We start from the raw sequence: 17161 nt of genomic DNA on the forward strand, positions 1-17161 counted from the left end.
CCGCCACGCGATTGCCACCGCGGCGAGCAGGTAGATGACGTCGCTGATCCACGCCAACGCGTCTGCCGATCCCGAGGTCGCGGTGGAGACGAATGCGTTCCAGCTGTAGGTGAACAGCAACGCGCTCGCCACGGCGAAGCGGTGGTGCGACGACCACCCCGCCCATCGTGACGCGACACCGATGAGAGTCAGCACCGCGACGATCGCGATGAGCATCAGCGAGGTGGCCAGTGCTGTGCCGTCGGCGCGGCGTCCCAGTTCGAACACAGCACCACCGATCAACGTCAGCGCGAACAGCAACCACGGTGCGGGGGCCGTCGGGGCGATCGCTCGTCTCGCTCGCCGTGAGCACTGCGCCGTGACACCGCCGACGGGCCGAGGAGTGCGACGGCCACGAGGATTGCCGCAATGATCAGACACGTTCCCACCTGTGCCGGAGAGGCCAGAAAGTGACCGTAGGCAGGGTAATTGGAGGCGAACACGATGACCGCGCCGACGACGGTGGCCACCGCCGTGCACACCACACCGCGTCGTCGCAGCCATGGCTCATCGGCGCGCGTCCCCTGCGTCGACTCGGCCAACGCGATCGGCGTCGCGATACTCCAACCGATGTGCAGTGTCAGCACGAATGCCGTCCAGGGGACTCCGATTCCCAACGCGGGTATGTAGCCGCTGGCCAACAGATGCAGATGCGCGTAGTCGGGATTGAACAGACTCATGGTGAGCACGCCTTCTTCGACGACGGCGAAGGCTGCGGCCAGCAACAGGATCGACGGCCAGCCGAGGTGTCGGCGACGCACGATCTCGCGAATACCCAACGCGCAACCGCCGTACCACAGCGACAGCGGCACGATGAGCGGCAGCAGCACGATCGGGAAGTCGCCCAGGAAGAACTCGGCGATCAGTGGGGACAGGAAGAACAGGCCGATCGCAGGACTGTGAAGGATGCGACGAAAACCGGCGTGTGCGTGCAGTTCCGGGGTGTGTAGCGGTGTCGAGGTCATGCTCTCAGCATGTTCGACGGCGCCGCGCGCCACCCATGACAGCTGTCACGGATTCACCCCCACAGGTGTCATGGGGGCGATGAGAACCCGGCGTGCATCTCCCAGTACAGGATCTCGGCGTCGTCGGCCGCGGTGACCGAAACGTCGCCGGCATCGGTCAGGCGTGCGGCATCACCGTCGGTGAGACGAGAGCCGTCGAATGCGACCGATCCACGCACGACGTACAGGTGGCCGAATCGGGCGCCCGGCAGCACCACCGAGGTGCCGGCGGCCATCCGCGCAGCATGTAGTGCGGCATACGGATTCGGCAAAGACAGTGCGCCGCTGTGACGATCGCGGTCGAGTCCCGACACGATCGGCACGAGTTCGCCGGTGGACAATGCCGAGGTGACGTCGGTTTCGGCGTATTCCGGTTCGTGACCGGCATATTCGGTCGCCACCCACATCTGCACGACGCGCAATCGCGTGCGCTCGGTGCGGGTGGCGGCATTGCGTTCGGAGTGGGTGATGCCGGTGCCCGCGGTCATCCGCTGCACGACGCCGGGCGTGAGGATTCCGGAGTTGCCGCGCGAATCCCGATGATGCAGAGCGCCGTCGACGACCCAGGTGATGATCTCGACGTCGGTGTGCTCGTGGGTGTCGAAGCCCTCGGCGGCGTCCACGGTGTCGTCGTTGTTGACCAGTAGGACGCCGTGCGCGTTGTCGACGAGGTCGAAATTGCCGGTGGCGGGAAAGGATTGGAGCGAGGTGAGCCATTCGTTGTCCCACCGGTGGCGGTCGTCGGAACGGATCACCTGAATCGTGTGCTCGGTGGTCGTCATCGAGGGGTCTCGCCTTCCAGGTCGTCGAGATGGGTGGCCAGCGTGCGCATCAGATCGCCCAGTGCCGCACCGTCCTGCGCGGTCAGTGCCGCGGAGTAGAGGCGCCGCACGGCCGTGCCGTGATCACGAGCCGCGGCGGTGAACGCCGCGCGCCCGTCGTCGGTGAGCACCGCATAACCTCCACGCCGATCCTCGGGGACCGCCGCACGTGACAGCCAACCCCGCCGCACCATCACATCGATCTGATACGAGAGACGCGAGGTCGAGAAGACCATCCGGTGCGACAGCTCACGCATCCGCGCTCGACCATCGGGGCATTCGTGCAGGATCAACAGAATGTGGTAGTCCGACAACGACATTCCGCAGTGTCGGCGCAGGTCGTCGTCGAGCAGGGTCTGCAGGCGAGCGCTGGTCTCGATGAACGGACGCCACGCGTCCGTCACGGGATCAGCACTCGTCTGCCTACCTGGGGTGTCGGGGGCTCGGCTCATCGGGTACCGGTGTGCGGCATCAGCGCATTCGGCGGAACGACGCCGAGACGTCCGGCCTGGAAATCCTCCATGGCCTCGATCAACTGTTCGCGGGTGTTCATCACGAACGGACCATACTGGGCGACGGGCTCGCGGATCGGTTGACCGCCGAGAAACAGCACCTCCAGTGCCGGCCGATTGCTGTCCTGGCCGGCGTCGGCACTGACGGTGATGCGGTCGCCGGCGCCGAAGACCGCGAGTTGTCCCTGCTCGATGGGCCGGGCGTCGGGGCCGACGGTTCCCCGACCGGACAACACGTAGGCCAGTGCGTTGAAGTCGGTGCGCCACGGCACCGACACCGACGCGCCCGGTTCGATCGTGGTGTGCGCGACGGTGATCGGGGTGTGTGTGGACCCCGGACCGTCATGTCCGTCGATCTCGCCGGCGATGATGCGCACCAGCGCAACGCCGTCGGGGGAGGCGACCAGCGCGACGTTGCCGCCCTCGAGATTCTGGTAGCGCGGCGAGAGGAACTGTCCTGGGTCTGGAACGAGCGGGCCCGGGAGTGGACACGTTCCGGCGAGCGGAACGAACTCCGCCGGCATCGGTCGCCACGGCTGCATTCTTCAGTCGTGAACCGACAGCGACGTATTCGATGACTGCTACCGAAAAGCTCCAGAACGACACGCCGCGTGTCATCGTCTCGGCCGCCGAGCGGTTGGCTGCGGCACGGCGCACCGCGACGCCCTGCGCTCCGGTGCGTGATTTGCTCGGCACCGAGGACGTCGCCGCGGCATACGAGGTGCAACAGCGCTTCGTCGACGATTGTGAGCGTGACGGCGCTCGGATCGTCGGCCGAAAGATTGGGCTGACCTCGCCGGCCGTCCAGCGTCAACTGGGCGTGGACCAACCCGATTTCGGGGTTCTCTTCGCCGACATGGACGTTTCCGGGCTTTCCGAGGTACCCGTGGGAGTGCTCTTGCAGCCAAAGGTTGAAGCGGAGGTGGCCTTCGCGCTTTCCGCCGATCTCGACGGTCCGACGGACCTGGAGACGGTTCGTGCTGCTGTCGGCCACGCGGTGGCCGCCATCGAGATCGTCGACTCCCGAGTCGCCGCATGGGACATCACCATCACCGACACGGTTGCCGACAATGCGTCGAGTGGGTTGTTCGTTCTCGGTGACAATCCGGTCTCGCTGGCCGACTTCGAACCGATCTCCACCTCGATGACGATGTCGGTGGACGGTGAGGTGGTCTCCGAGGGCACTGGTGCCGACTGCCTCGGCGATCCCCTGATCGCTCTTCAATGGCTCGCGCGTACCGCCGCGGACCATGGGTCCCCGCTCCGAGCTGGACAGGTGGTCCTGTCCGGTGCGCTGGGACCCATGGCGCCGGTGCATCCGGGAAGCGTTGTGCGGGCCGAGATTTCCGGACTGGGAATCGTCGAGGTTTCCTTCGCGCGAGGAGATCTGTGATGGGCAAGGTGTCCGTGGCGATCATCGGTTCCGGCAACATCGGGACCGATCTCATGATCAAGGTTCTGCGGCAATCGCAGGGCTTGACGATGGGCGCGCTCGTCGGCATCGATCCGGACTCCGACGGGCTCGCCCGTGCGCAGCGTCTAGGGGTCCCGACCACTGCTCATGGGGTGGAAGGTCTGATCGCGCTCGACACGTTCGACGATATAGACATCGTGTTCGACGCCACGTCTGCCGGCGCGCACCTGAGAAACGCCGAGCGGCTCGCGCCCTTCGGCAAGAAGCTCGTTGATCTGACCCCTGCGGCGATCGGACCGTACGTGGTTCCCTCGGTCAATCTCGATGATCAGCTGGCCCGGGGCGTCGACAATGTGAACATGGTGACCTGTGGTGGGCAGGCAACCATCCCCATCGTGCATGCGATCTCGCGTGTCTCCGCGGTCCCGTATGCCGAGATCGTTGCGTCGATCGCATCTGCGTCCGCGGGACCGGGGACGCGGGCCAATATCGACGAGTTCACCGAGACAACTGCTGCGGCCATCGAATCGGTCGGTGGCGCGGCCCGCGGCAAGGCCATCATCGTCCTCAACCCTGCATCACCACCGCCGCTCATGCGTGACACCGTGGTGGCGTTGATCGGCGATGCCGATCACGAGCAGATTCGCGAGTCGATCGCGGCGATGGCCGCCGATGTTGCCGATTATGTGCCGGGATACCGCCTCAAGCAAGAGGTTCAGTTCACGCCGGTGTCCACTGACGAGCCGATTCACACGCTGATGGCAGAACCAGAAAGCTCTGTGAAATACAAGGTTTCGGTGTTCCTCGAGGTGGAGGGGGCTGCACATTACCTTCCGGCCTACGCGGGCAACCTTGACATCATGACCTCTGCGGCCCTGCGAACCGGCGAGGCGATCGCCGCACGCGCGCAATCGCATTCGTCGTCTCACGCGTTGACCACGAACTGACAGAACTGACAGAAAGGGTTCCAGGTGAACAACGATTCGATCGGCCAGGACCTGTACATTCAGGACGTCACACTCCGCGACGGCATGCATGCAGTACGGCACCGAATGAGTCCCGCCGACGTCGGGCGGATCGTGGCCGCACTCGACAGGGCCGGCGTCGATGCGATCGAGGTGGCCCACGGCGACGGACTCGCCGGCGGAAGCCTGACCTACGGTCCTGGCTCGCACACCGATAGCGAGTGGATCGAGGTTGCGGCCGAAAACATCTCGACCGCGGTGCTGACCACCCTCTTGCTCCCTGGTATCGGCACCATCCACGATCTCAAGCGGGCTCATGCGTTAGGAGTCCGATCGGTACGAGTGGCGTCGCACTGCAGTGAAGCCGACGTCTCCGCGCAACACATCGCCACCGCGAGAGAGCTGGGAATGGATGTGTCGGGATTCCTGATGCTCAGTCACATGCTCTCGGCTCCCGAACTGGCACAGCAGGCGAAGCTGATGGAATCCTATGGTGCACACTGCGTGTACGTGACCGATTCCGGTGGCCGGCTCACGATGGACGGCGTGCGGGAACGTGTCCGTGCCTACCGCGACGTGCTGGACCCGGTCACCCAGATCGGCATCCACGCGCATGAGAATCTCTCACTCTCCGTTGCGAATTCCGTTGTTGCGGTTGAGGAGGGGGTCACCCGGGTGGACGCGTCACTCGCCGGGCAGGGCGCGGGAGCGGGCAACTGCCCGATCGAACCGTTGGTGGCCGTGGCGAACCTCAACGGGTGGAAGCACCGGTGCGATCTGTTCGCACTCCAGGATGCGGCAGACGACATCGTGCGTCCGCTTCAGGACCGGCCGGTCCGGGTGGATCGGGAAACACTGACCCTCGGCTACGCCGGTGCGTACTCGAGCTTCCTCCGTCACGCCGAGACTGCCGCCGGCCGCTACGGCATCGACGTCCGCACGATCCTGATCGAGGTGGGCAGGCGTGGACTCGTCGGTGGCCAAGAGGACATGATCGTCGACATCGCCCTGGATCTCGTACGCAATGCCGAACCGGCGGCCCATTCAGCGGCGAATGGTTATGCGGCGGAAAGCGTTGCGTGACAGCTTCACCGGCGTCCGATCACACCGATTCAGGCATCGCGATGTTCTGTAACCGGACCTGACTCCGGGCCACGAGCGTGCCGTCGTCGATGCGCATGTCCACCGACCACAACTGTTGGCGCCGACCGCGATGGATCGGCTGCGATCGCGCGGTGATGATGCCCTCGGTGACCGACCGGAGGAAGTCGGTGTTGTTGTTGACGCCGACGGACGTTCCGCCGATCCCGCTGTGCTGAAGCCAGAAGTAGCCGCTGAGACTCTGGGGTGAACAGGTCGCCGCAGTGTTGCGAGCCGCCGACCCAACCCGGTGCCCCGATCCCGACGATCTGAAAAACTGTTGTCGAGAGCGTATTTCGGCTCACAAGGTCCCGACGATGTGGTTCTTCGCCGACGAGTTCCCCATGACGCCGTCCGGCAAGATCCAGAAGTTCAAGGTGCGCGACGCCATCGCGCACGGGGACATGACCCCGGACCAGGTCACCGGCGGCAAACCGGCGACGATGAACGGCTGAGTTCGTAGCTCACCGAGGCTCGTGATCGAACCGCCGATCGGCGAGTAGCGCACTTTCGGCGAGGATGGATTCCTCCTCGACGGCCGGGACCTGCCGGGCGGCGTCTTCGGCGTCCTGGCGTTCGTGAGAAACGGGCAGTTCCTCCTCGTGATCTGCGGCGACAAGCGCTTTGTGCACGGTGCCCAGGACGATGGCGGCGACGGCAGCGGTGACGGCGCCCAGGACGAAGGGCACGTGCGCGTTGTAATGCTCGACGAGTTTGCCCGCGGCAAAGGGGGCCAGGCCGCCGCCGATGAAACGGACGAAGCCGTAGGTGGCCGAGGCGACCGGGCGGGGGACCGGGGCGATGCTCATGACCGCGGTGGTGACCAGGGTGTTGTTGAGTCCGACGACGACTCCCGAGGCGATGACGGCGCCGATGACCACCCATCGGCGGTCCGACCAGATGCCGATGACCAGGGAGATCACCGCCATTGACAGCAGCGCTCCGTAGAGGGTCTTGGGCGTTCCGTAGCGGGACTTGAGCATTGGTGCACCGAAGACGGCGAACAATGCGACCAAGATGCCCCAGCCGAAGAACACGAACCCGAGTTTGATGGCTGACAGATGCATCAGGAACGGTGCGTAGCCGAGGATGGTGAAGAAGGCCCAGTTGTAGAGCAGTCCGGTGACGCTGGTGGTGGCCAGGCGCCGATGGCGCAGCGCCGCAATCGGTTCGATGATCGACGACGTCTTCTCCGGCCTCGGGGTGGGTTCGACCAAGACGACGGTGGCGACGAGTGCGATGAGCATCAGCACGGCGACGCCGAAGAACGGCCCACGCCAACTGATGGTGCCGAGGAGCCCGCCGACCAGTGGACCGGCGGCGATGCCGACTCCCAGCGCTGTCTCGTAGAGGGCGATGCCCCCGGCGAAGCCGCCGGCCGAGGACCCGACGATGTCCGCGAGGGACGTGGCGATGAACAGGGCGTTGCCCAGTCCCCATCCGGCGCGGGAACCGACGATCTGGGAGATGGAGTTGCTCGCCCCGGCCGCTGCAGCGAACGCGATGATCAGTACCAGGCCGACGATCAGGGTGCGTTTGGCGCCGATGACGCTCGATACCCACCCGGTGATGAGCATGGCGACGGCGGTGACCACGAGGTAGCTGGTGAACAGCAAGGTGACCTGTGAGGGTGTGGCATTCAGCTGTGAGGAGATCGCCGGCAGGATCGGGTCGACGAGCCCGATACCCATGAACGACACCACGCAGGCGAACGCCACCGCCCACACCGCCCGGGGTTGTCGGAAAGCGCTGGTGGTGGAGCTGGCTAACATAAATTCCATAACTACGCTATATAAATGAGTTATGCAATAGCTCTGTCGATATCTACACTGGGCGGATGGCCGATTCCGCGACGCCGGTGACTCTCGAGAATGAGGGCGGTGCACCTGTTGACGCCCAGGAAGGACTCGGGGATGTCTCCGACGTCGGCGAGGCCCTGTACGCGCTGTTGTCGGTGCTCGTGAGACAGCAACCGCGCGAGATCAGCGTGACCGCGGTATCGACCTTGTCGACCCTGCGCAGCGAGGGGCCGCAACGGATCACCGCCCTGGCGACCATCCAGGGTGTCAGCCAGCCGGCGATGACGAATCTGATTGCCTCTCTGGAGAAGTCCGGATTCGTCGTGCGCCGACGCGACCCGTCGGATGGCCGGGTGTCGGTGATCGAACTGACGGATGCGGGGCTCGAGTACGTTCTCGGGCGCCGTCGGGAGGGTAGTGAACGGGTCGGTAGGCATCTCGCGCATCTGCCCGAGGATCAGCGCGCGGCACTGGTGGCCGCGGTGCCTGCGTTGTGGGAGTTGGAGAAAGCCGTGCGCGGGGCCGACACGCATCACCGGTGAAGGGGCCGGACGGATCGTCGGCCGTCATTGCTGGGAGGCGACGACGCCGAGCGGGGTCGCCTTCTCCTATGCGATCTCGGCGCCGATCCCCTGCAAGAAGACCCGCAGCATCTCGACGAACAGCACGTCGTCGTTCCAGTCGTCGCCGTCCAACGATTCCGCCACCTCCGTGCTGAACAGGGAGGGGTCGGTGACCGGGGTCATCGCCGGTCGGCCGGTGGCCGCACACATCGCCGACCCGATCGTCATGCGGTGCACGGATTCGACGATGAACATCTGACGATCCGACGGGACACCGTGCTCGTCGAGTACGGCACAGTGTGTGGCGTACAGCTTTTCGAGCGGCCCGGCGGGAAAGTGCTCGACGACGAGGGGGACCGCCCGGGCGTGGGCGAGCAGCGCGCTACGGAACATCACCGCGCCCTCGATGAGCCACTGCTGCCAGTCGCCGTCATCAATGGGGTCGTGCGGTGGCGTCTGCAGCACGATCGCCCGCGCAACCTCGGCGAGGATCTCGTTCTTGTCGCGAAAGTGGTTGTAGAGCGAGGGCGCCCGGACGTTGAGGCGCACGGCGATGCGTTCGAGGCTCAGCCCGGTGGGACCGTCGGAGTCGACGATGTCGATCGCGGTCTGTACCGCCACCGAGCGCTCGATGAGCGGTCGCCGTCCCATGTCCACCTCCTCCTGCGGGTAGCGGTGCCCGGCAACAACTCGCCCACGATACCTGGCTCGCCACTGCGGTTCAGGTGGCCATCGCGGTTCAGGTGGCCACTGCGGTCCCGATCCGCGTCCCATGTTGCGGGAGATCGGCATAACGGTCGCGCAGGCTCCCCTTCCGGATCTTCATTCCCGCCGTGCGGGGCAGCGGGTCGTCGACGAACTCCACATAGCGCGGCGCCTTGTACGCGGCCAGCCGGTCGCGGCAGTGTCGCACGACGTCCTCGGGGGTGATGCTCCCCGCTGCCCGGACCACTGCCGCGGGCGTCTCGCCGAACTCCGCGTCGGCGACCCCGATCACGGCGACCTCGGTCACCTGTGGCATCTCCGCGATGATGCGCTCGAGCTCGGCGGCATAGATGTTGATGCCACCGGAGATGATGATGTCCTTGGTGCGCCCGATGATCCGAATCCCGTACTCGTCCCGCACACCGATGTCACCGGTTCACAACGACCCGCCCCCGAAGGTGGCCTCGGTGAGTGGCTCATCGAGCCAGTAGCCCGCGGCGATGCCCGGTCCGGTGATCCGTACTTCCCCGGGTTCGCCGGGCGCACAAGGTTGTTCGTCGGCACCGACGAGGGTGACCTCGTTCAGGATTCCACCGATGCCGACATACTCGGGGTGCGCCATCGCCATCGCAACACCGGGCACCGTGGCGTTCGATTGGGACTCGGTCAGCCCGTACACCTGCCGAAGTCCGATGCCCTTGGCCGACCACGCTTCGATGAGGGCCGAGGTCACCGGGTTTCCCCCGGTGAAGGCGACAGTCAGCGACGACAGGTCGGCAGCGGCGAACTCCGGGTGCGCGGCCATCTGCTCGTAGAAGATCGTGGTGGCGCCGAGATGGGTGATCTTCTCGTCGCGGATCAGTGCCAGGGCCACAGCGGGATCCCATTCCGGGAGATACACACAGCTGCCACCGAGGATCAGCGGACCGAGGAAACCGTTGAGCAGGCCGGCGCCGAATGCCATCGAACTCACACTGAGCGCCCGCGCCCGCAGAAACGCCGGCTCCTGCAGACACCACTCGAACAGTGCGCTCATCAACGAATCATGCGAGTAGACCACGCCTTTGGGTTCGCCCGTGGAACCCGACGTCGACATGATCGCGACCGGTGCCGAGCCGTCGGCCGGGATATGCGGTAGTGGTGCCGGTGTGTGGGCCGATCCGAGGCCGTCGATGTCGGCCGACGGTGTCGTGGCGTCGAGCAGCGGGCGCAATGAGGACGCTGCGACGACGATCTGCGGGGTCACCTTGTTGATGAAATGCGCGAGTTCGCTTGCGCTACTGCGCTCGTTGAGAGGGCAGATGACCGCGCCGAGTTTGAGCGCGGCGACCGCGGCGACAACCCAGCTGATCGACGGGCGGCCCAGCAGGGCCACGCGTCGGCCGCGGGTGACGCCGAGTGAGATCAGCTCGTGCGCGGCACAATTCGCGGCGAGATCGAGCTCGCGCCAGGTCAGCGTGCGATCCGCGCACGTCACCGACGGCTGATCGGGCTGCCGCTCGGTCCACGCGGCCAGGGGTCGGAGAATGCTGTTGTTCATGAGAAGTCCTCGGTGAGCGATGGGAGGCCGGGTGATGAGAGGCTGGGCGATGGGACGCCGGGCGAATAGAGGATGTCGGTGCGATCGTGATGAAACGCTGCGCTGCGGAATGCGGCCAGGGCGTCGGGCTCTTCGGGATTCAGGGTCGTCTCCACGCTGGTGACCCCCGAGGCGAACAAGGCGTCGGCTGCGGCGGCGACAACCGGTGACAAGCGTTGCGCGGATGGGGGACCGATCATCGTCACCGAGCCGATGACGCCGACGTCACCGTGCCGGTCCGTCCGCGCCGCGGCGAGGAGGTGGCCGTGGTCGAACACCTCGAGCGTGCCGTCCGCACCGAAAGCGTTGTGCAAGAACCGATCCGAGCCCATCGCGTCAGACGCGCGGGAGTGCGACAACGCCGAGCGCGAGGGGAGGACCAGGTGGTGTCGCTCGCCGATGACCGCTGCGCCACATCGTCGGGCCAGGCGCGCGGCGGCCGGATGGGCCCCTGCGCTCCTGGCCACGATCGGCCGCCCGACCGGAGGGAATCCTGGTGGACGCTGCGCCGCGATGCACTCGAACGCCGATGTGGCAACACCGGTCGCACGGTAACCCGGGTCGATGACCACATCGAGCTCGTACGGGCCGTCCTCGGTTCGGGTGACCAGGATGACGCCGGCGAGCCGGGGTTCGGTGGTGGTCGGTGCGCCCCAACGGTGCAGCCGGGTGCGGATCTCGATCGTGGACGTCGCCCTCGGGTGCGTGGGGATTCGGTCGGCGAACCCCATCTCGAGATCGACCGTGCGGGCGGTATCGATCAGCTCCGACGCGGCCGCCGACGGCGGTCCGGGGTACGTCGTCAGAGTCGTCGGTTCCGTCGTCGTCATGATCATCGGGACGGCTCCAGAGCGATGAGCCGATCGATCTCGCGCCGAAAGAGATGGCTGGCGATCTCATTGCGACCCAACAGCATCGTGCCCATGTCCTGGCTGGTGAGCGCTTCCTGGGAGCCGTCGAGGATCGGGAAGTCCTCGTCGTGCAGGATCGCGATCAGCAAGCCCCAGTTCTTGGCCCATCGCTTGGTCCAGTGTTCCGGTGAGAGCCCGCTCGCCTCGACCGACGGCGCCATGATGCGCATCTGCATGATCGACCGATGGGGATCGGCGCCGACCGGTCGAAAGGTGAGCAACTCGAAATGTGTTGCGTGCTTGAGCAACATCGTGTTCGGCGCGAGGAAGCAGCTCTCGATGGTGTGTCCCTCCATCGACCGATCCCATTCGACGTCGTGCCCGATGAACTGGTCGATGCTCTTGCGTGCGGTGAGGAACCAGAACGACGAGCCCAGCTCTTCCAGCACGACAGCGTTGGTGTGCAGCATCTTTCCGGCGGTGTTCGGGTGTGCGTACTTCACGTGGTAGTTGTCGAGAAAGCCGTCCTGCATGATCTTCCAGTTGACGGGTCGCTCATAGGTGTGTGGATCGATGCTCACCAGTTGGTCGATGCGGTACTCGGCGAGGATCGCATTGAGTTCGGGTCCGAGCCACGCGGCCACGTCGATCTCGCGGTCGGCGTTGTCGATGACCCAGATGAATCCGTGGCGCTCCTCCACCGGGATCGGCACCAATCCGAAGTCGCCGCGATCGAAGTCGCCGAAGGTGTCGTCGAGGGTGACCGTCCGCAATCGGCCATCGGGGTCGTAGGACCACCGGTGGTACGGACACGAGAACAGCCGGCACTTGCCTGCCGGTTCGGTGACCAGTTGTGCACCGCGATGGCGGCAGGCATTGACGAAGGCCTTGACCCCGCCGTCGCGCTGTCTGATCACCACCACCTTGTTGCGGGGCAGATCCACGCTGACGAAATCGTTGCGCTCGGCCACCTCCGACGAGTGGGCGACGATGAACGGTACCTCGCCGAACACTCGATCGCGTTCGAGTTCGGCTCGTCGGTGATCGCGGAAGTCGTCGGGTTCGGTGTGCGTGATGCGCGCCCACTGATCCGTCCGGGAACCGTCCAGATGGGCGAGGAGACCGCGCAACGCGCGCGTCCGGCGTTCCTGAATGCGCTCCGACCAGACGTCCGGCGGCATGGTGGTGGTGTCAGTGGTCATCGATAGTCCTTCGTCTGCTCCGCGGGTGGGTGAGCGGGGTCACAAGTTTACTATCGATGTTAGTTTATTCTCTGTCAAGCCCGCGTGTCACAGTGGCCGCCAATGAGTCTGTGGCAGAGCGGGTCCTGCGATCAGCGAGCCGACTGCTCGTAGATTTCCTCTATCAGACCCTCGTACTTGCTTGCGACACCGCGTCGCTTGAGTTTCATCGTCGGGGTGAGTTCCTCGGAATCGGGCAACCACTCGGCGTCGAGGAGGCGGTAGGCCTTGATCTGTTCGACACGAGAGAGTCGCGCGTTCGCCTGCTCCACGGCCTCGGCGATGAGCTGCGTGAGCTCCGGATCGTCGACCAGGTCCGACAATGCGGCATCGGCACGGCCACGTTGGGTGGCGAAGGTCCGCGCCGAATCGGGGTCGAGCACCAGAAGCGCCACGTTGTAGGGGCGGCGGTCACCGATGACACAGGCCTGCCCGATCAGCGGAGACGCACTCTTCAGGGTCCCCTCGATGTTGGCCGGCGACATGTTCTTTCCCGCCGCGTTGATGATGAGTTCCTTCTTGCGGTCGACGATGCTCACCCATCCGTCGTCATCGATGACGGCGATGTCGCCGGTGTGCAGCCAGCCGTGCGAGTCGATGGCCTCGGCGGTCTTCTCGGGAGTCTTGCGGTAGCCCTTCATGACATGGGGTCCGCGGAGCAACAGTTCGCCGTCGTCGGCGAGTTTCGCCTCGGTCCCCGGCTGCGCGATACCGACTTTCCCGATCCGGATGTCGGTGGGCAGGTTGGTGAAGCCCAGAGCGCCGGTCTCCGACATGCCGAAGCCCTCTTGGAGCGGAAGACCGAGTGCGAGAAAGAATTCGTGCACCGCGGGCGCAATCGGCGCAGCACCGGTCATGAGAAGCGCGACGCGATCGAAACCCAGCTGGGTCCGCAACGGTGCGAGGATCATGGCATCGGCCTCGGCAACCCGGTCGGCGAGATCACCCGGCACCTCCTCCTGGCGCTGCTCGATCCGTACTTTCTCGATGGCCGCGTCCACCGCGGCGAGGGTGGTTTCCCGTGAACCATCGGGCAGTGCATCGAATTTCGCGAGCAGCGAGGCGCGCAGCTTCTCCCAGATCCGCGGGACGCCGAGAAACCACGACGGATGGGTCTCGGCGACCGCGGCGAACACCGACGACGCGTTCGCGACCGTGGTGATCGGCCATCCGGTGGCCGTTGCCAGGTAGTGCGAGAACACCCGGTCTGCTGCGTGTGCAGTCGGCAGGTAGGAGATCGCTGCACCCTCGACGGCGAAAGGGAAACGCAGATTACAGGTGTGCATGACGAACATGAGATTGGCGTGCGTGAGCTCGACGCCCTTGGGGTCGCCGGTCGTCCCCGAGGTGTAGATGAGCGTGGCGACATCGTCGGACCGGACTGCGCCCCACGTTGATTCGAAATCGAATCCGTCCGGCCGGCGGCTGCGGAGCTCGTCAAGGGTGCTCACCCGGGCCGCGCCCACCGCGTCGTTGCCGTCGACGGAATCGACGACGACCACATGCGCCAGCCGCGGAGCCGCCGCCGCTCCGATCGCGGGGAGGAAGCGGGATTCGGTCACCAGCACCGTGTTCTCGGCGTTGTCGAACAGATAACTGATCTGCTCGGGCGCCGAGGTCAGGTAGATCGAGAACGGCGTCGCACCCAGATGCAGGGTCGCCATGTCGATGATGTGGAACTCCGGACAGTTGGGCAGCATGATCGCCACGGTGTCGCCCCGCCCGACGCCGAGATCGGCCAACCCGCCGGCCACCTCCGCCACGATCCTCGCGTAGTCGTTCCACGACAACGACTTCTCGGTGCCGAAGTCGTGCAGGGCGAGCCGGTCGCCGCGGTCGGCGACGGTGGCCTGGAATGCTGCCGGGATCGTGGCGGCGGCAACTCCGGGTGCGGCCTGTGGAGTACGGGTGTCGGTGCTCTGGGACATGGGGACGTGACCTCGCTGCTCGTGGTGGCGATGGATCTTCGGTGGGATCGAGATGTGGGGGTGGGGTGGGGCATGCCCTACCGGGACATTCCCCTATTGGGACGAGGTGACCGTTGTCGATTCGGTGGCATGCTCTGCCGCCGATCCGTTGCGGGGGGTGACGACGAAATCCGATGGCTCCGGTTCGTGGACGCGATCCCAGTAATCGACGTAGCGCCACGGGCTGTTCGTCACGATCCGCCCGCGGGCGTTGCGGTAATAGGTGGTGGTACCGCCGAAGTCCCACACCGTGTGCGCGAGTGCGTCGTCGAGTTCCTCGTTGTAGGAGTCGTGGGACTCCTGGCGCACCTCGATGGTGGCGAGGTCGTCGTCGATCATCGAGCTGATCAACGCGGTGACGTGTTGTACCTGCATCTCGGTGCCCGCGATCACGGTGCCGCCGTGCCCGGTGTTGGTGTTCGGGCCGTACAGGCAGAAGAAGTTGGGGAACCCGGGAACCGAGATGCCCAGGAAGGCGCGGCCGTCGCCCTCGCCCCATACCTCCCGGAGTGTGTGCCCGCCTCGGCCTCGTACGGTGAGGGAGGCGAGGACGTCGACCGCCTTGAAACCTGTTGCCAGCACCAGGATGTCGGCCTCGTGATCGGTGCCGTCGACCGTTCGGACGCCGGTCTCGGTGATCTTCTCGATGCCGTCCGTGACGAGTACGACGTTGTCGCGGGTCAGTGATCGGAACCAGCCGGCATCGATCAGCAGGCGTTTTCCGTACGGCGGATAGTCGGGCACGCTGCGGGCCAGCACGTCCGGGTGCTCGGCGAGCTCCTGCTCGATGTAGGCGGTGAGTTGCGCGCGAAGCCGGTCGTTGCCCTTGTTGATGGCCCGACCGAGATGCGGGAACTCGGGATCCACCTGCAGCAGACCCCACACCTTGTCGCCCATGCGCCAGAACAGCCGGGCCCGATACCAGGCCAGGTAGTAGGGCACGTGCTCATTGAGGAAGTGCACGGCGGCCGACACATCGGCACCCTTGAGAGGGTGCGGGATCGCCCACTGCGCGGTCCGTTGGAAGACGCGGACCTCCTGCGCCACCTCCGCGCTTGCGGGCACGAATTGCATGGCGCTGGCGCCGGTTCCGATGACGGCGACCCGTTTGCCCGCGAGATCGATCGAGCGATCCCAACGGGCGGTGTGCAGGGTCGGACCGCCGAAATCGGAGAGTCCGGGTAGATCGGGGATGCTCGGCTGGTTGAGGAGCCCGACGGCGCTGATGACGACGTCGGCGACGAGTGTCTCCGTCGCCTCATCGCAGTCGGCCGGTCCGATACTGATCTCCCACTTCGAGGTGGCCTCGTCGAACTGCGCCTCGTGGACGAGCGTGCTCAGCCGAGTGTCGGCCAGGACGCCGTGACGCTGCGCCAGGGTGCGCCAGTAGTCGGCGAGCTCGCTCTGCGGTGCGAAGTAGCTCGACCAGTCCGGCTTGGGATCGAACGACAGGGCATAGAGGTAGCTCGGGGTGTCGACCCCGCACCCCGGATAGAAGTTTTCGTGCCACGTGCCGCCGACGTCGGGGTTCTTGTCGACGACGGTGTAGGCGATACCGGCCTGCGCCAGACGCACTGCCATCGCCAACCCCGAGATGCCGGCGCCGATGATCAGGACCCGGAAGCCCGACCGAGGCGTCGACTGCGGTTCGCTGTGACGGGCATAGATTCCCATCTCCTCACCGAGCAGACGACCGTAATCCGCGGGGATCGAATCGTGCAGCATCACCGACAGCGCGGCCGAAAGTCGCTCGGGCTCTGGCAGATCGGCCGGCGGTTGCAACGTCCCGTCCCGCCAGGCGATGAGCACCTCGGCCGCTTCCGTGCGTATCCGCGCTGCCAACTCGTCGTCGAACCCACCCGAATCGTGATCCCCGAGGTCCCTCGGAGCGGTCGGGAGATACGGCTCCGAGATCCAGCGGTCGTCGCCGGTGAGCAGGGCGAGCGAACCGAGCAGGATCGGCAGATTCGCCTCGGCGAGAGCATCCGTCAATTCCGCATCGGTGAAATCGGGCGTCGGGGTGAATGCGCCCGACGGCTGATGTCCGGAGCGGAGTTTCTTCGATTGGGGTCTGGACTGCACCATACGTGCGACCATACAATCTGTTCAGACGTGGTGTCAATCACAGTCCACTCCGAATGTGCGGAGGACGGATGCCACCGGTGAAGAGGAGAACCCATGGGGCAGACCCGCCCGACAACCATGCTTTCCCGACGACGGACCGCGGTGCGCGAGCGTCGGCTCGTCGTCGGTTCGCATCGCACGAGGGTGTTGGAGGTCGACGGCGACGGACCGCTGTTGCTGTTGTTGCACGGCTTCGCCGACAGTGCCGACACCTGGCGAGATCTGTTGGAAGTATTGGGCTCTCGCGGAATCCGTGCGGCCGCGGTGGACCTTCCGGGATTCGGTCGGGCCTCGGGGATCTCCCGGGACGGACGTCTGCTGGAGATCTATGACGACTTCGTCGCCGCGGTGCTCGCCGCCCTGCGCGGTCCCGACGACCCACCGGCGATCGTCGTCGGCAACTCGATGGGCGCCACCGTCGCGGTGCGCGCGGCTAC

Annotated in this window: 17 protein-coding genes and 4 pseudogenes; 7 read left to right on the forward strand and 14 right to left on the reverse strand. The window is 65.7% G+C overall.

Annotated features, from left to right (window positions below):
- The 5 genes and pseudogenes from B1964_RS31300 to B1964_RS27050 form a co-directional block, all read right to left on the reverse strand.
- Nucleotides 1–267 (reverse strand): annotated as a pseudogene (locus B1964_RS31300) (hypothetical protein); the annotation flags it as partial.
- Nucleotides 268–284: 17 nt separating this feature from the next.
- A complete protein-coding gene (locus B1964_RS27035) occupies nucleotides 285–1004 on the reverse strand; it encodes a hypothetical protein (protein ID WP_253194220.1) in 720 nt (239 codons plus the stop codon).
- Nucleotides 1005–1072: 68 nt separating this feature from the next.
- A complete protein-coding gene (locus tag B1964_RS27040; RefSeq protein WP_079932010.1) occupies nucleotides 1073–1825 on the reverse strand; it encodes a pirin family protein in 753 nt (250 codons plus the stop codon).
- Nucleotides 1822–2316 (reverse strand): MarR family transcriptional regulator, encoded by a 495-nt coding sequence (locus tag B1964_RS27045; protein ID WP_079932011.1) that lies wholly within the window; start codon nucleotides 2314–2316, stop codon nucleotides 1822–1824. The genes B1964_RS27040 and B1964_RS27045 overlap by 4 nt, the downstream gene beginning before the upstream one ends.
- Nucleotides 2313–2831 (reverse strand): annotated as a pseudogene (locus B1964_RS27050) (pirin-like C-terminal cupin domain-containing protein); the annotation flags it as partial. The gene B1964_RS27045 and the pseudogene B1964_RS27050, both read right to left, overlap by 4 nt.
- Before the next feature lie 119 nt (nucleotides 2832–2950).
- Here B1964_RS27050 and B1964_RS27055 point away from each other — a divergent pair.
- The 3 genes from B1964_RS27055 to dmpG are packed head-to-tail and all read left to right on the forward strand — an operon-like array spanning nucleotide 2951 to nucleotide 5838.
- Nucleotides 2951–3769, forward strand: a complete 819-nt coding sequence (locus B1964_RS27055) for a fumarylacetoacetate hydrolase family protein (protein WP_079932012.1) — start codon at nucleotides 2951–2953, stop codon at nucleotides 3767–3769.
- Complete coding sequence (locus B1964_RS27060; RefSeq protein WP_079932013.1) at nucleotides 3769–4737, forward strand: acetaldehyde dehydrogenase (acetylating); 969 nt, start codon at nucleotides 3769–3771, stop codon at nucleotides 4735–4737. The genes B1964_RS27055 and B1964_RS27060 overlap by 1 nt, the downstream gene beginning before the upstream one ends.
- 39 nt (nucleotides 4738–4776) lie before the next feature.
- Nucleotides 4777–5838 carry a 4-hydroxy-2-oxovalerate aldolase gene (gene dmpG, locus B1964_RS27065; protein WP_253194225.1) on the forward strand — a complete coding sequence of 354 codons (1062 nt, stop codon included), beginning with the start codon at nucleotides 4777–4779 and terminating at the stop codon, nucleotides 5836–5838.
- A gap of 19 nt (nucleotides 5839–5857) precedes the next feature.
- On the opposite strand, the pseudogene B1964_RS27070 reads toward dmpG, so the two are convergent.
- A pseudogene (locus tag B1964_RS27070) lies at nucleotides 5858–6097 on the reverse strand (PaaI family thioesterase); the annotation flags it as partial.
- Nucleotides 6098–6119: 22 nt separating this feature from the next.
- On the opposite strand from B1964_RS27070, the pseudogene B1964_RS31305 reads away from it, so the two are divergent.
- Nucleotides 6120–6197: pseudogene (locus tag B1964_RS31305) on the forward strand (hypothetical protein); the annotation flags it as partial.
- A gap of 15 nt (nucleotides 6198–6212) precedes the next feature.
- Nucleotides 6213–6350 carry a hypothetical protein gene (locus B1964_RS31310; protein ID WP_253194226.1) on the forward strand — a complete coding sequence of 46 codons (138 nt, stop codon included), beginning with the start codon at nucleotides 6213–6215 and terminating at the stop codon, nucleotides 6348–6350.
- Nucleotides 6351–6359: 9 nt separating this feature from the next.
- Here the strand turns inward: B1964_RS31310 and B1964_RS27080 are convergent, their stop codons facing one another.
- The gene (locus B1964_RS27080; RefSeq protein ID WP_253194221.1) at nucleotides 6360–7676 is read right to left on the reverse strand and encodes an MFS transporter; all 1317 of its coding nucleotides are present in this window, start codon (nucleotides 7674–7676) and stop codon (nucleotides 6360–6362) included.
- A gap of 56 nt (nucleotides 7677–7732) precedes the next feature.
- Between B1964_RS27080 and B1964_RS27085 the strand changes: the two genes are divergently transcribed.
- Complete coding sequence (locus tag B1964_RS27085; RefSeq protein ID WP_079932015.1) at nucleotides 7733–8236, forward strand: MarR family transcriptional regulator; 504 nt, start codon at nucleotides 7733–7735, stop codon at nucleotides 8234–8236.
- Nucleotides 8237–8302: 66 nt separating this feature from the next.
- On the opposite strand, the gene B1964_RS27090 is transcribed toward B1964_RS27085, so the two are convergent.
- From B1964_RS27090 to B1964_RS27115, 7 genes are all read right to left on the reverse strand, one after another.
- Nucleotides 8303–8908, reverse strand: coding sequence for a TetR family transcriptional regulator (locus B1964_RS27090; protein ID WP_079932016.1), 606 nt, complete (start codon nucleotides 8906–8908; stop codon nucleotides 8303–8305).
- A gap of 88 nt (nucleotides 8909–8996) precedes the next feature.
- Nucleotides 8997–9383 (reverse strand): hypothetical protein, encoded by a 387-nt coding sequence (locus B1964_RS31315; protein WP_253194222.1) that lies wholly within the window; start codon nucleotides 9381–9383, stop codon nucleotides 8997–8999.
- A gap of 15 nt (nucleotides 9384–9398) precedes the next feature.
- Complete coding sequence (locus B1964_RS27095) at nucleotides 9399–10502, reverse strand: class I adenylate-forming enzyme family protein (RefSeq protein ID WP_253194223.1); 1104 nt, start codon at nucleotides 10500–10502, stop codon at nucleotides 9399–9401.
- The gene (locus B1964_RS27100; RefSeq protein ID WP_253194224.1) at nucleotides 10499–11371 is read right to left on the reverse strand and encodes a hypothetical protein; all 873 of its coding nucleotides are present in this window, start codon (nucleotides 11369–11371) and stop codon (nucleotides 10499–10501) included. The genes B1964_RS27095 and B1964_RS27100 overlap by 4 nt, the downstream gene beginning before the upstream one ends.
- Before the next feature lie 2 nt (nucleotides 11372–11373).
- A complete protein-coding gene (locus tag B1964_RS27105; protein ID WP_079932018.1) occupies nucleotides 11374–12594 on the reverse strand; it encodes an aromatic ring-hydroxylating dioxygenase subunit alpha in 1221 nt (406 codons plus the stop codon).
- Nucleotides 12595–12725: 131 nt separating this feature from the next.
- Nucleotides 12726–14561: a long-chain fatty acid--CoA ligase gene (locus tag B1964_RS27110; RefSeq protein WP_079932019.1), complete on the reverse strand. Its 1836-nt coding sequence runs from the start codon at nucleotides 14559–14561 to the stop codon at nucleotides 12726–12728.
- Between the two features lie 93 nt (nucleotides 14562–14654).
- The gene (locus B1964_RS27115; protein ID WP_079932020.1) at nucleotides 14655–16697 is read right to left on the reverse strand and encodes an NAD(P)/FAD-dependent oxidoreductase; all 2043 of its coding nucleotides are present in this window, start codon (nucleotides 16695–16697) and stop codon (nucleotides 14655–14657) included.
- An 81-nt stretch (nucleotides 16698–16778) separates the two neighbouring features.
- Here B1964_RS27115 and B1964_RS27120 point away from each other — a divergent pair.
- Nucleotides 16779–17161 (forward strand): alpha/beta fold hydrolase (locus B1964_RS27120; protein ID WP_139765892.1); only part of this gene is annotated, 383 nt, incomplete at its 3' end.

The organism is Gordonia sp. i37 (genome assembly GCF_002043085.1).
In the GTDB taxonomy this organism is placed as follows: Bacteria; Actinomycetota; Actinomycetes; order Mycobacteriales; family Mycobacteriaceae; genus Gordonia; species Gordonia polyisoprenivorans.